The sequence below is a fragment of the Fictibacillus sp. 23RED33 genome (assembly GCF_015903925.1).
GTDB classification, from domain to species: domain Bacteria; phylum Bacillota; class Bacilli; order Bacillales; family Fictibacillaceae; genus Fictibacillus; species Fictibacillus phosphorivorans.
In genome coordinates, this window is sequence record NZ_JACZDX010000001.1 from 249,326 (window position 1) to 263,415 (window position 14,090).

Below are 14,090 nucleotides of genomic sequence, written 5' to 3' on the forward strand. Positions count from 1 at the left end.
TCCTTTCCAGTTGTAAAGAAGAAGGAGTCTCTATTGCGATCGACAAGCATATCATTAAAGGTAGACCTAACTTCATAGAATTCTGTACTCTTTTCTCTAAAATTTTGTCTTGTGTTGATTGTTTCTAAAAGCCGATATCAGACACTTCTATTCATATTATCGGTAAAAATTGGAATTGTTTTAGGCGTTAAATGTGTATCTTTGGTCAATTTCAACGGTTTCCTTTAAAATAGATATGATATACATGAATGAGTATAGATGTATTTTGCTATAATTGGTAATAAAAAGAAAGGGGGGAGACGGAATGAAACCAACTGAAGAGCATAAAGATAAGGGCGAAACTCAAGTTCATTATGAAACGCCTGAGCAAAAAGTTCAAAACACACATTCTGTTCAACTATGGCGAGAGTATTTTTCAGAACGGTTTGAAACTTTCGAGAGACGTAAACTGCAAACCGTCTCCTTTCGAGATCTCGTTGATGGAAAAGATACGAGTTATACGTTTGTTCATATCTATCGCGATTATTATCCTGCGCTCTTAAATGCAGGGCAGTTCTTTGACGAAGATATAGCATTATTATACAAATATCACGTACAGATCGAAACGCTGATTCGATTGTTTTCGTTTGAAGGTCAATATGGTGTAGCTACATATATGCAGTCCAATTTTGATGCGACTGTTGAGAAACTAAGTGATCAAATGTATATAACTTTAAAACAGATCGACAGCCAAAAGTTACTAAATGAGAATAAAAAGCTTTTGGAAGAGAGCTTAAGAAACTTTCAGAGTCTTTATGAGATCCCTCCTAAGTGGGGACATCTTCTCTTTTATCTATTTCAGATCAGCTGGTCGTTACTCTATATTGAGCAGGCTTGGGTTACTAAATATGAAAAACAGCTTTTAGAAGAAAAAGAGAGTGGCAAAACATCTCAAATGCTTGAACTAGCTCTTGTTCATTTTGCTTTTGCTAGTGGAAATGAACAACTAGCTTTTAAACGGTTAACACAGTGTGAGAAGAAAGTAGATATGGTTCATTATCTTGTTTGGATGAAATTATTGGTAGACAAACAAGAATGGGATCGACTCTTGTTGTGGCTGCTTGATCTAAAGCCATATTTCCTAGAAGGTGTTGGTACGTACTATTACCATTCTGAATCTCGTGAGTTTTTTCATGAATACTTAAGCTATTTTTGGAAGTACGCTCAACACACAGGTGACGAGGATCAGTATGAAGAGATGCTGATTGAATTCTTACCTATCACGTTCTATGAATACGGGGAGTATTTGATGGTGATCGGTGAGCATGAAAGATGGGTAGAACTGCAAGTGATCATGGGCTATTCACCAGAGTTGATTCAAAGAAAGGATTTAAAAGAGGTGGTGTCCTTTCAAAAAGAATCCGCACTGCCGATCTATCACCAAGCGATTGACAGGCTGATTAATGAGAGGACAAGAAAATCTTATCAGTCCGCTATTAAACATTTAAAAACACTTCGATCCTTATATTTTGATCTTGGTGAAGAAGAACGTTTTTCACAGTATATCAATCGTATTGCTACTGTTTATGGACGGCTTAGAGCCTTTCAGGAAGAGCTAAGGAAAGGAAAGTTTATTTCATGATCGATACAAGCAATCTTTTGCTACACGCGAAATGGCTTCATGGCAACATGGTTTTATGGGCCACTAAACATTCGAAAAGAGTGCATGTAAACGACTGGAAACCTCTTTTATTTACATGGCATAAGCCTTCATTTTATGGGACGATGCTAGAAGTTGATGATGACCAGAATGTTTATTTAGATGCGGGGGAAGCTTTTGATCTTTTTAATCGATATCCCGAATTCTTTCTAACGAAAAACAATTGGGAAGATGATTCTTGGACTTTTGTAAAAGAGGCTAACGATGTCTTCCGTTTGATGCAGAAAGAAAAGGTTACTCCTGACTATGAAGCATGGAAGACAGGATCATGGGCATGGAGAACGGATGGAGAGAGAATTGAATCCGCCTGGGTGAACGAAGCTCTCTCAACATTGCCACATGACGGCAACACATACATGCCTTCAAATTTTAATAGAGAACGCATGAAGGGTATACCTCGACAGATCATATCCGCCTTGAATCATTTAAGTGAAGAGGAATGGCTGATTAAGATCGGCTGGAGAAAAGATCCAAAGCCCTTTGATATCATATTTGAACTGTCTGAACCTGCAAATGATGGTGAAGCTATTGAAGATGTATGGAAGCTAGATGTCATTCTTCAAGAAAAAGAAGATGGGATAGCTGTGCCGTATCTCGGAAAAAGTACCCTTCTTCCAGAGGAATGGAAACCTTTCAAAGAGATGTTAGAGTCTGATATAGAGCTCGTGACAAAATTAATCTCTTGGTTAAAACCAAATGCGAGAAAAGAAATCCGAAATGAAATAACAGAAAAAGAAGCTTGGGATTTTTTAACACTCAAAAGCGATCTGTTAAGACAGATTGGACTTACCGTTGTTCTTCCAGCATGGTGGAAAACCGTTCAAGAACTTCAACCAAAAGTAAAGGCAAAGATCAAAACAAAATCGCAGCAATCTGGTGGAGCACCTTCGTTCTTGGGATTAAATGCGATTATGCAGTTCGATTGGCGAATGTCAACGGGCGATGAAGAGCTTACGGAAGAAGAATTTCGAAAGCTGGTTGATGGAAGCAGGAGGCTCGTGCGAAGAAACGGCCAATGGTACAGAGTAGATCCTGAGTGGATGAAACAAGTGCGTCATCTTATAAAGAATGTGGATCGTACAGGAATTCAGTTAAAGGACGTACTAGAACAACATCTTCTAAATATGGAGACCAACCCTGCTGAAGATGGTCTTCTAGGAATAGAGTCTGACGGACCGATGCTCGACATTGAGTGGGATGAACCGTTAAACGCATGGATGGATCAGCTGACAGAGATCAAAACACTGCCGATTGAGCCTAAAGCAGAAAACTTAATCGGAACATTAAGAGATTATCAGAAGACAGGAAGTTCTTGGATGTATTTTCTCCGGGAATTCGGCCTTGGTGGTTGTTTAGCTGATGATATGGGGTTGGGTAAAACAGTCCAGACCATTGACTACTTCTTAAAGGTGAAAGAAAAAGAAAAACATGAAGGTACATTTTTACTTGTATGCCCTACCTCTGTAATTGGCAACTGGCAAAAAGAGCTTCAAAATTTTTCACCTACTTTATCCGTAGGTCTTCATTACGGGGGGAACCGTAAGAAGGGGGATCATTTTGCTGAGTGGCACAAAAAATTTGATGTTGTTATTACTTCTTACACGACTTGCCAGCTTGATTTTAGTGAGATGGGTGAAACATATTGGGAAGCAATCGTGCTTGATGAGGCACAGAACATTAAGAACAGCTATACAAAACAGTCAAGAAGTATTCGCAGACTTAACGGACGCCACAAGATCGCGTTAACGGGAACACCTGTAGAAAACAGACTTCTTGAACTGTGGGCTATTTTCGATTTTTTGAACCCAGGATATTTAGGAAGCGAACCATCGTTTCAGAAAAAGTTTGTAGTGCCAGTGGAGAAAGATAATGATACGTTGCGTTTACAGCAATTAAAACAGCTTGTTCAACCATTCCTGCTACGTCGTACGAAAATGGATCCTGCTGTTCAGCTCAACCTGCCTGAGAAACAAGAGATCAAAGAATATTGTCCGTTATCAAAAGAACAAGCTTCTCTATATGAAAGACTTGTTCAAGATACATTTGAGCAGTTGGAAAAGGTAACAGGGATGCAAAGGCGTGGACTATTACTCGCGATGTTAGGAAAACTGAAACAGATTTGCGATCATCCAGCTCTCTACACAAAGAATGACAAGCTAGGCAAACTTGAAGATCAATCTGTAAAATTCGCTAAGACGATTGAATTGATCGATGCTATTCTTGAAAAGGATGAGAAGTGTCTGATCTTTACTCAATTTATTTTTATGGGTGAACTGATAAAGAAGTATGTGGAGAAAAAATTCGGACGAACAGTACTCTTTCTGCATGGCAGTCTAAGCAAGCAAAAACGCGACCAAATGATAGAAAGCTTTCAAGATGGAGAGCATCCTATTTTTATCTTATCTCTAAAAGCTGGTGGAACAGGACTCAACTTGACCGAAGCAAATCACGTTATTCATTATGATAGATGGTGGAATCCAGCTGTTGAGAATCAAGCAACAGATCGTGCTCATCGTATCGGACAGAAAAAATTCGTGACGGTGCATAAGATGATTACGCTTGGCACATTAGAAGAGAAGATTGACATGATGCTTGAGAGTAAGAAAGAACTCTCAGAAAAAGTGATTCAGAGTGAGAATTGGATTACAGAATTATCAACTGACGAATTAAAAGATCTATTTACGCTGAGAAAAGAGTGGGTAGAATCGTAAGTAAAGCACAGCCGAATAGCTGTGCTTTTTTAGTGGGCTGTACATGATGATTGAGTTGTTCAATGTTACGAAACAGCTTATGAGCAAGTTGTATTTTGTTGTTTTCGATTTCTATTGGATAGCAGCGTCTTTTTCACAAATTTTTTGATAAACTTATATTATTATCCAAAAATTAGGGGGAGAACGATGCGAATGGAGTCGTTACTAGCTTGGGGCATCTCAGTCATTTTTCTTGTATTATTGATACTCATTTATACGAAGAAGGCAGACCGCGAAGAATCAAAGATCGGGTGGAAACTGATTGGTTACTTTTTATTAGGTACGTTTACGTTTCGTATTGAATCTTGGGTACTACCAGTGGGACTGGCGATCTTCCTGCTCTTTTTCCTTCCTAAGATCATCATAAATAAAGATGCTAAAAAGTGGGCTGCTTCTCTAGGAGTGTTATCTTTTGCATCAAGCTTAATTATGAACTACTCGGTAGCTGCTTATTATGAAGAAGTGTTCCGAGTTAATGCTCTAACAAATGCATACGAAATGAAATTAAATAAAGAGTATGAGAAGGTAAAGAAAGCGCTGCATGCAGAAGGAGAGCTTGCTATCAATAACCTGTCGCTCATTTTTAATAAGAAAGGAAAGATTCAGCAGTTTAACTATGAAGCTTCTTATTATAGAGACGGTCGAGATATGAATGCATGGGTCACTTTACACGATGGCAAATATCAAATTAGTACTCAAATTCAGGATGCAGAACTCCAGATGGTAAATCGTCAAAACTATATCTCTTCACCTCACATTTACTTTAAAGCGCTCGATCTGCATGGATTAAAACAGATGGTTCCAAAAGGTGATTCCTATTATTTGAGCTTCACAAACTTTGAACAAGTACAGTTTGATAGTGTGGACAGCTCTTTGTGGAACATAGAGAATTCAGGTATTAAAAAAATTACTGATCTAGTTGTACGTGAGGACGATTCTGAAATGGAAGACGATATGGATATACCTACTTACCAAATTAGCATTCATACGATGAATACTTATGAGACAAACCAAGAACGTTACTTCATCATTTCCCCCGAACTTTTTAACTAAATAGAGGAGGTCGTATACGTGTATTTACCGTCATTTTCACTTAAAGGCAAAACAGCACTCGTAACTGGTGCTGGAAGAGGAATCGGACAGGCGATAGCGATTGGATATGCAGAAGCCGGAGCGGATGTCGTGATTGTATCTAGAACCCAATCTGATCTGGAAAAGACAGCACAGTTGATTGAACGTGCTGGAACGAAAGCGTATCTTTTTGAAGCTGATGTTACGAATAAGGAACAAGTTATTGGAATTTTTGAAACGCTAGACGCAAAGGGGATCAGCGTAAATATTCTTGTCAACAATGCCGGAATGAATATCCGCTCAAAAGCTTTAGATGTCTCTGATGAAGAATGGGATATCATCATGCATACGAACCTTCGATCAGCTTTTTGGTTCTCGCAACAAGCTGGGGAACGGATGAAACAAGCCGGCGGGGGTAAGGTAATTACTATTTCTTCTGTTGCAGGACATGTCGCTCTTCGTACAGGTGTAGTCTATGCCTCTACAAAAGCTGCGATCATACAGATGACAAAGAACTTAGCTCTTGAGTGGGGACAGTACGGAATTAATGTGAACAGCATCGGTCCTTGGTATTTTAAGACACCATTAACAGAGAAACTACTAGCCGACGAAAAATATCTACAAGACATACTCGCTGTTACTCCACAAAAGAGAGTAGGAGAACTACCGGACCTTGTGGGACCAGCGGTATTTTTAGCTAGTGAAGCAGCTGATTACGTGAACGGCCAAACACTATTTGTTGATGGTGGTATGACCATTCAAGGGTTCTAATTCGAAAACGAATTATTAAACTATATAAATATTTTTCGGAATTTTGTATCTTTCTGTATGAAACCTATCTTTTTCGTTAATAATGTTGCTACACAAGCAGTTCATTTAATGTTTGAAAGGAGCAACTCATAATGAAAAAGATGGATTTAGTAGATGCAGTTCGAAATGCAACGAGTATGAACAAAAAGGAATCAGCGCTTGCCGTTGATGCAGTGCTAGATGCGATTACAGATGCTTTGAAAAACGGAGAAAGCGTACAGCTTATTGGTTTCGGAACATTTGAAACAAGAAACCGTAACGCAAGAAAAGGTCGCAATCCTCTTACTGGTGAAGAGATCATGATTCAAGCAAGCAATGTGCCAGCTTTCAAGCCCGGTAAATCGCTAAAAGAAGCGGTAAAAGCCGTTTAATCGTCAGCATATACAAGAGACGCTTTCCACAAGGGAAGCGTCTTTTTGTCATATTTAGGCGAAAAATAAACGAATTTGACGTGCGAAACTCTAAAAAAAATAAAGGAAAATTGACCCTTTTATTTAATTTATAGACGTTAAGAAAGTTTTAGTAAAAAAGGGTGGATATGATGAAAGTATTGAGCCAGGACGAATTACCTGCAGTTGCCACTTTAAAAGAAATGATTGATGTCCTGCCTGAATTTGTTTGTTTAAGATATCCGGATGGAACTTGGGCAGAAGCGAACCGGTTTGCTCTTAATATTTATGGAATCAACCACGATGAATATAAAGGAAAAAGTCTTGAGGAACTAGATACAAGACTTTCATATGAAGCAATTGAAAGATGTAGCCTTTCTGATAAGAGAGCTTGGGAAACAAGAAAGCCAATAAAAACAGCTGAAAAGATTCTCATGAAGAGCGGTCGTAAAGTAATGCTAGAGCTCATTAAGCAACCGACATTTACGAGTGATGGTAAACCTCAAGTATTAGTCATTACAGGGCGTGATATAACTCCTCATAAGCAGAAGGAAGAAGAGTTGAGTGTGGCTCTAGATTTATTAGAATCGGTTTTAAAAGGAACGACAGATGCCATTCTCATCATCAATACGAGACAAGAAGTTATTAAGGTAAATGATGCATTCAATCAGATGTTCGGTTGGGCCGAAGAAGATTTCTCAGAGGATAATGACGACTATCCCGTTATTACACCTGAACATCTACAAGGTGAATCAAAGGAGATCATTGATCTCTTAAAACAGGGGCAATCGGTTCCGCTTCATGAAACACAGCGTATACACAAAGACGGAACCGTTTTTGATGTATCTGCATCTTTTTCAAATATATGTGACATGGACGGAAAAATTATGGGGTTCGTAATCGTATATCGTGATATTACTTCACAGAAAAAGGTAGAGCGTGCTCTACGGGAAAGTGAGGCGAAATATCGTTTGATCGCAGAACATTCTACAGATCTGATTACTGTGATTGATCCATCCGGTATTATTCAATATGTATCTCCTTCACATTTACCGGTTCTTGGCTATGAAGATGGTGAGATTAAAGGTGCTATCCTTGAAATGGTTCATCCAGAAGATATACAGAGCCTCTCTGATCAATTCATGAGAGCACTTGTGAAAAAAGAACCGTTTCAAACAGAGTTCAGGTTGCTTCATAAGAATGGTGATTGGATCTTATTAGAGGCACGTGGTGTACCGGTTATGACAAAAGACGGACATGTTGAGAGTCTAGTAACCTTTGCTAGAGACGTTACGAAAGCAAAACAGACAGAAGAACTTATGTTGAAATCGGAGAAGCTGTCTGTTTTGGGTAAGCTTGCTGCAGGAGTGGCGCATGAGATTCGGAACCCGCTAACTTCATTAAAAGGATTTACGAAACTATTATCGGATGCAGACGATGTGATTCGATTAGAATATCTTAGAATCATGGAGTCAGAGCTGAATCGAATCAACGATATTGTCGGGGAACTCATGCTTGTTGCTAAACCTCAGGCAGTGAGCTTTGAGCATACGAACATTCAAGAACTGATCTATAGTGTTGTAAGATTGTTAGAAACGCAAGCGATCATGAAAAACATACAAATCTGGGTAAATATCTCGGATAACATTCCACTTGTATATGGTGTGGAAAATCAACTTAAACAGCTTTTCATCAATCTATTAAAGAATGCGATTGAAAGTATGGATAAAGACGGAGAGATTCATATTAAGATCGGAACTCGCAACGATTCTGTTCTTCTCGAGCTAAAAGATCAGGGTTGTGGTATTCCAGCGGAACGTTTGAAAACCCTTGGAGAACCGTTTTATACAACAAAGGAAAAGGGTACGGGGTTAGGCTTGATGGTTTGCTTTAAGATTATTGAAGAGCACGGTGGAGCGATACAATTTTCTTCCGTTGAAAACGAGGGAACGAAGGTGGAAATCGAACTTCCGACTGCACCGTCTTCATCAAAATAAGGTTTAATGTATGTGAAATCCGACCACACTGTTTCTAAGGGAGTGTGGGAAAGATGAATAAATATCGTATCTTTTTTGTGTATCGCGTGAAAGATTTAAATTATATTCATGTGCATGGGATGAACATGGAAAATAAGAAATTGTTCACGGTTCTGATCTCATCTCCAAACGATGAGATGAACCTTGTCAATCATCACAGTGAGCTTCCAAATGAATTGCTGTCATTATTGGAGGCGGAGAGTATCCGGATTAATTCTGGACTCTATGATCTAGCTCATTGGGAACCATATACGTATAGCTGATGCTCCTTTCAATTTTGTTGAAAGGAGTTTTTTTGTGTAAAATGTTCCTAAAAGGATAAAAGGAGAATTTCTTATTATGACGCAAGACGAAATTGTTGACTTGTTAACAGGCAAGATCAAGCTTGTACGGACGGAACTTGGATATACACAAGACAAGATGGCCGATATATTAGGTATTTCAAAGAAAACGTTAGTGCAGATCGAAAAAGAAAGAATCAAAGCGAGCTGGACTGTAATCGTTGCTATGTGTGCACTTTTTCGTAATTCTGACATTCTTAACAATGCCCTTGGTGGAAATCCGCTCGATGTTATGGAACTAGTCGTTCATGAGTATGTAGCGGTACCGAAAGAAAAAACTTGGGGTGGACATGTGTGGTGGAAAGAAATAGAGTCACATAAAGGCTACCGGCTTCAGCAGAATGTAATCAGTCAGCATTTCCGAATTCTTAATCAAAATGATTATCGCGTTTTTAGTTCGTTTGAAGAAGAAGAAGCTAAAAAGAGGTTAAAAGAAATATGATCGACCAATTGTGGAAACACCTTGACCGTTGTGTCTAGGTGTTTTTTTAATTATGCATCTGTATAACTAAAACAATTGAATTTCGTAACCGATAAAAGAGTGAGAACTCATGACTATTGTTTAATGAAGAAATACCTAGAAAAGGAGCAAGTGAGATGTCGCTTAGCACTCAAACGTTAAAAATTGTTGTAATTACAGCGGGTGTTGAACAATATGGGCTGCCGATCGAACATGTGGCTTCGATTGAGCGCGTTCTAGAGATCACACCCATGCCAGAGACGCCTTCAGACGTATTAGGAATCATACATCTAAGAGGGAACGTTATTCCGATCATTGATTTTGGACAGCTGATCGGCAAAGGAAAAACTGAAATTACAGATCAGACTAGAATTGTTATTTTACAGAATGAAGAAAGCTTCTTAGGACTTCTAACTGAAGCCGCTACTGATGTAATTGATATTGAAGCGGATTCCATACAATCACCAGGAAGTTTTCGTTCAAAAGAGGACTCGTTAATAAAAGGTGTCTCTAAGCAGGATGATCATTTAATCATTGTGCTAAATTGTCCGGTTATTTTTAGAAACAGAAATGTATAAGAGGTGACGTATGAAACTAACGTTGAGAAAAAAGCTAGTAGGATCTTTTTTAACGATTGCCGTTCTTTTTGCCGCAACTTGCGGTGTTTTCTTTTACTTTCTAAAAGATATGCAACATACATACAGTGAACTATTAGACAGAAGAACGGTAATCTATAACAATGCTAAAGAGATTGAGCTTCAAGCGACCGTGCAAAACAATAGTGTCCGCGAGTACTTGCTTGAGCAGTCGACCGAAAGCAAACAAAAGTTGACCGACGCAAATCAAAGGATTAATGCACTCGTGAATGAAACGATGAAACTGGTTCAAGTTAAGGCGGATAAAGACAGACTTGAGAAGATTTATTATTTGAACAATGATTACAAAACTGAATCAGACCGGGTACTGCAAAATTCAATGAGTAACATGGAAGCTGCAAATGAATATGCGAAAAGCACTCTTTTTCCACTAGGAAGAGATATGAGAGCTGTTACAGAAGAGATGGGGAAAAGACAAGCAAACTTAATGGCTGAAGGCAGGGTAGTCGTTGCTGACGAAGAGAAATTCGTTGTCTATTTAATCACAATTTTAGGAATCGTTATTGTTGTGGCTGCACTTGCAATCGGTTACACGATCTCGCTCATGATCTCTAGACCGGTAGTGAGAATGTCCAACATGCTTAATGACATCGCAGACGGTGATCTGACGATGGATCCGATCTCTGTAAAAAATAAAGATGAAATTGGTATGCTCGCAGATGGCATCAACCATATGGGTACAAACCTTGCCGCCTTAATCAGGCAAGTAAGAGCCACAGCAGAACAGGTGGCAGCATCTTCTGAAGAATTAACGGCTTCAGCTGAGCAAACGAGTATGGCAACAGAACAGATCGCGACAACGATAGGTGAGGTGGCAGGCGGATCTCAAGAACAAGTACGAACGGTTGATGATATTGTTGAAGCCATGAACCAGCTTTCTGCTGGCATTCAACAGATCGCAGTTAGTATGCAGAACATGTCTGAAGCATCAGCTCGTTCTATGCAAGTAGCAGAGGGTGGCAATGATACGATTCAAAAAACGATCGGCCAGATGGATGCGATTCATACTTCTATGGATAGCACTTCTCAGGTTGTGAAAGATCTTGGTGAGCAGTCACAAGAAATTACGAATATTGTTGATGTGATCACGGATATTGCCGGTCAGACAAACTTGCTAGCACTGAATGCAGCAATCGAGGCAGCACGTGCAGGTGAACAAGGGAGAGGTTTTGCTGTAGTTGCTGATGAAGTACGAAAGTTAGCAGAGCAATCTTCAGCATCTGCATCTCAGATCGGTCAACTGATCACTAGCATTCAGGAACTAACTGAAAAAGCCGTTGCCGCTATGAAGAACGGTGCGATAGAAGTGAATGACGGTAGAGAACTCGTCTATCAATCGGGAGAAGCCTTTAAAAGTTTGTACGAAACAGTTGCAGAGGTTTCTGGCCAAGTGAGCGATATCTCAGCCGCTACAGAGCAGATGACAGCAAGTACTGAACATGTTGTCGGCTCGATCGATGTGATCTCGTCGATGGCAGAAACAGCAGCTTCGTCAACGCAAGAAGTTTCGGCTTCTGCAGAAGAACAGCTAGCTAGCATGGAGGAGATCTCATCTTCATCGAACGCGCTTTCACAGCTAGCAGAAGAGATGAATGAAGCGATTAATAAATTTAAAGTGTAGAAATGAAAAGAAGTTTAGTGAAAGCCGCCCAGCTTGAATGGGTGGCTTTTTTCTGCTTCATTGAGCGGTTACAGGTGATAAATAGTGGTTTGCAGGTGGTCCGAGAGAATTTAGCGGAGAACGCTTAACAGTTAATAAAATCACGTACCGTAAAAGATGTAATAATCTCATCAATTAAAATAACACAACAAAAAAGCAGCTCTTCAAAAAGTGCTGCTTAAATAAACGAAATAATCTATTCTTCTTTATAAAACCGATCGCCGGTTTCCGGATTATAATAGACGCGTTCTCTTTTTCCAGAAGTAGGATCGATAGAGATTTCATCTGTCCAAATATAGCCTGAGGGTACTTTTGTTTCATTCTTTTTATAACGCTTATCAAAATAAAGCCAAGAGATGATGCCTAAGACAATTAAGAAAAAGATAGACAGAACCTGCCAACCGATAAGGATGTTTACGATGTTCATTGTTTTTCAATGACGACAACAGTGCCATAAGCAACAATCTCGCTCATGTTATTGCCCATCTCTCCAGAATCAAAGCGCATCATGATGATCGCGTTGCCACCCATCTCAGTGGCATTCTTTACCATGCGATCAACTGCTTGTTTACGGGCATCTTCAAGCATGCTCGTATACTCTTTTATCTCACCGCCCATGATTCCTCGCAGTCCTGCCATGATGTCGCCGCCGATTCCGCGAGCACGCACAACAACTCCGAAAGCAGAACCTTTTACTTCCTTCACTTCATAGCCTTTTATGTTCTCTGTTGTAACGACGATCATGATATAACGCCCCCTCTTTGGTTATTACTCCTATACGAATCATACAAGCTCTTCGTTTCATTTCTATAATATGATCTTACCTGGGTTTAAAATGTCGTTTGGATCCAATTGTTTTTTTATAGCTAACATGATGGGAAGAGTATCAGCATGTTCCTTAGCCAAATATTTTGCTTTTCCGATACCAATGCCGTGCTCGCCTGTACATGTCCCACCTTTTTGAAGAGCATAGTCCACTATACTAGCATTCACCGTATCAGCTTTTTCACGCTCTTCCAAAATTGAGCTATCATACATCAAAATGGCATGAAAATTTCCATCCCCTACATGACCGAGTACGGCACCTGGTACACCAATCTCATCCATCGTTTTTCTCGCATGTACGATTGCTCCGGACAATTCAGAGAGTGGAAGACAAACATCGGTGAACATCATCGATTTTCCGGGATAACCGTGTTTAAATGCATAAGCTAGATTGTGTCTTGCTTCCCAAAGCTTAGCACGCGCTTTAGAATCACGTTCCTCCACCCATTCTAAACCTCCAAAGCTCTCTAGCAACTCTTTTGTCAATGATGCTTCATATGAAACGCTTGAAGGGTTTCCTTGAAACTCTAAAAATAAGGTAGGAGCTTCTGTATACGAGGTATCGCTATTGTGGTTCACTTGAACGATCGAGCGTTCATCAACCAGCTCCATCCTTGCGATACCAGTGCCAGAGCCAAGAACCGCACCAGCTGCTTCAACCGCCGATTGAACCGATGGAAATGTGCACCGTGCTGCTAAAACTGATTCAGGGATGCCGTATACTTTTAATGTAATCTCAGTAAAAACCCCAAGTGTACCTTCTGAACCGACAAACATGGAGGTCAAGTGATAGCCCGCTGACGATTTAGCGGCCATTCCGCCGGTTTGAATAACCTGTCCATCAGCCAGTACTACCTGGAGATTTCTTACTTGGTCACGCATGATTCCATATTTTACGCTGGTTGTTCCACTTGCATTCGTAGCTGCCATTCCACCGATCGTAGCATCAGCTCCAGGGTCCACGGGAAAGAACAATCCGAATTTTTTTAGTGCTAGGTTTAGCTGGGTGCGTGTAACACCAGGCTGTACTTTCACTAGAAAGTCATCAGGACGAATCTCTAACACTTCATTCATTTCTTGAAAGTTTATAGAGATGCCGCCTTTAACGGGAATACAGTGACCTTCAAGACTGGAACCTGCTCCGTAAGGCACAACAGGAATTTTGTTTTCATTTGCGAATTTTAGTATAGAAGAAATTTCATCTGCTGATATAGGGTATACAACTATATCGGGAGAAACAGGGTGGTGATATGATTCATCGTGGCTATGCTGCCAGAGAATCGTTTCATTTTGTGTGGCACGCTTTTCAGAAGTTATTTTCTGCATCTCAAGCAAAAGATCTGACTTTGTCATTTCCAAAGAAACACACTCCCTATACGTATAAGTTTATTTC

The 14,090-nt window shown here is 39.8% G+C and carries 13 protein-coding genes; 10 read left to right on the plus strand and 3 right to left on the minus strand.

All coding sequences use genetic code 11. From position 1 onward, the window contains the following. Positions 1–304: 304 nt before the first annotated feature. The 10 genes from IHV09_RS01340 to IHV09_RS01385 all read left to right on the plus strand — a co-directional run bounded on the left by IHV09_RS01340 (position 305) and on the right by IHV09_RS01385 (position 11,833). Complete coding sequence (locus IHV09_RS01340; RefSeq protein WP_197126975.1) at positions 305–1,621, plus strand: hypothetical protein; 1,317 nt, start codon at positions 305–307, stop codon at positions 1,619–1,621. Next, complete coding sequence (locus tag IHV09_RS01345; protein ID WP_197263433.1) at positions 1,618–4,410, plus strand: DEAD/DEAH box helicase; 2,793 nt, start codon at positions 1,618–1,620, stop codon at positions 4,408–4,410. Before IHV09_RS01340 ends, IHV09_RS01345 begins: the two co-directional genes overlap by 4 nt. A gap of 186 nt (positions 4,411–4,596) precedes the next feature. Then, entirely contained in the window at positions 4,597–5,502 is a 906-nt protein-coding gene (locus tag IHV09_RS01350) for a hypothetical protein (protein ID WP_197263434.1), read from the plus strand. 18 nt (positions 5,503–5,520) lie between these two features. Beyond that, positions 5,521–6,291, plus strand: coding sequence for an SDR family NAD(P)-dependent oxidoreductase (locus IHV09_RS01355; protein ID WP_197126978.1), 771 nt, complete (start codon positions 5,521–5,523; stop codon positions 6,289–6,291). 131 nt (positions 6,292–6,422) lie between these two features. Further along, entirely contained in the window at positions 6,423–6,701 is a 279-nt protein-coding gene (locus tag IHV09_RS01360) for an HU family DNA-binding protein (RefSeq protein WP_066236049.1), read from the plus strand. Between the two features lie 170 nt (positions 6,702–6,871). Then, complete coding sequence (locus IHV09_RS01365; protein WP_197263435.1) at positions 6,872–8,716, plus strand: PAS domain-containing sensor histidine kinase; 1,845 nt, start codon at positions 6,872–6,874, stop codon at positions 8,714–8,716. Between the two features lie 53 nt (positions 8,717–8,769). Then, the gene (locus tag IHV09_RS01370) at positions 8,770–9,018 is read left to right on the plus strand and encodes a hypothetical protein (RefSeq protein WP_197263436.1); all 249 of its coding nucleotides are present in this window, start codon (positions 8,770–8,772) and stop codon (positions 9,016–9,018) included. A gap of 76 nt (positions 9,019–9,094) precedes the next feature. Continuing rightward, positions 9,095–9,538, plus strand: a complete 444-nt coding sequence (locus IHV09_RS01375; protein WP_197190744.1) for a helix-turn-helix transcriptional regulator — start codon at positions 9,095–9,097, stop codon at positions 9,536–9,538. A 155-nt stretch (positions 9,539–9,693) separates the two neighbouring features. Next, the gene (locus IHV09_RS01380; RefSeq protein ID WP_197126982.1) at positions 9,694–10,134 is read left to right on the plus strand and encodes a chemotaxis protein CheW; all 441 of its coding nucleotides are present in this window, start codon (positions 9,694–9,696) and stop codon (positions 10,132–10,134) included. A gap of 10 nt (positions 10,135–10,144) precedes the next feature. After that, entirely contained in the window at positions 10,145–11,833 is a 1,689-nt protein-coding gene (locus IHV09_RS01385) for a methyl-accepting chemotaxis protein (protein WP_197263437.1), read from the plus strand. Positions 11,834–12,068: 235 nt separating this feature from the next. On the opposite strand, the gene IHV09_RS01390 is transcribed toward IHV09_RS01385, so the two are convergent. The 3 genes from IHV09_RS01390 to IHV09_RS01400 all read right to left on the minus strand — a co-directional run bounded on the left by IHV09_RS01390 (position 12,069) and on the right by IHV09_RS01400 (position 14,050). After that, positions 12,069–12,299: a hypothetical protein gene (locus IHV09_RS01390; protein ID WP_197190742.1), complete on the minus strand. Its 231-nt coding sequence runs from the start codon at positions 12,297–12,299 to the stop codon at positions 12,069–12,071. Beyond that, positions 12,296–12,616: a YbjQ family protein gene (locus IHV09_RS01395; RefSeq protein ID WP_137790415.1), complete on the minus strand. Its 321-nt coding sequence runs from the start codon at positions 12,614–12,616 to the stop codon at positions 12,296–12,298. Before IHV09_RS01395 ends, IHV09_RS01390 begins: the two co-directional genes overlap by 4 nt. A 63-nt stretch (positions 12,617–12,679) precedes the next feature. Next, positions 12,680–14,050, minus strand: a complete 1,371-nt coding sequence (locus IHV09_RS01400; protein ID WP_197190905.1) for an FAD-binding oxidoreductase — start codon at positions 14,048–14,050, stop codon at positions 12,680–12,682. Between the last annotated feature and the right edge of the window lie 40 nt (positions 14,051–14,090).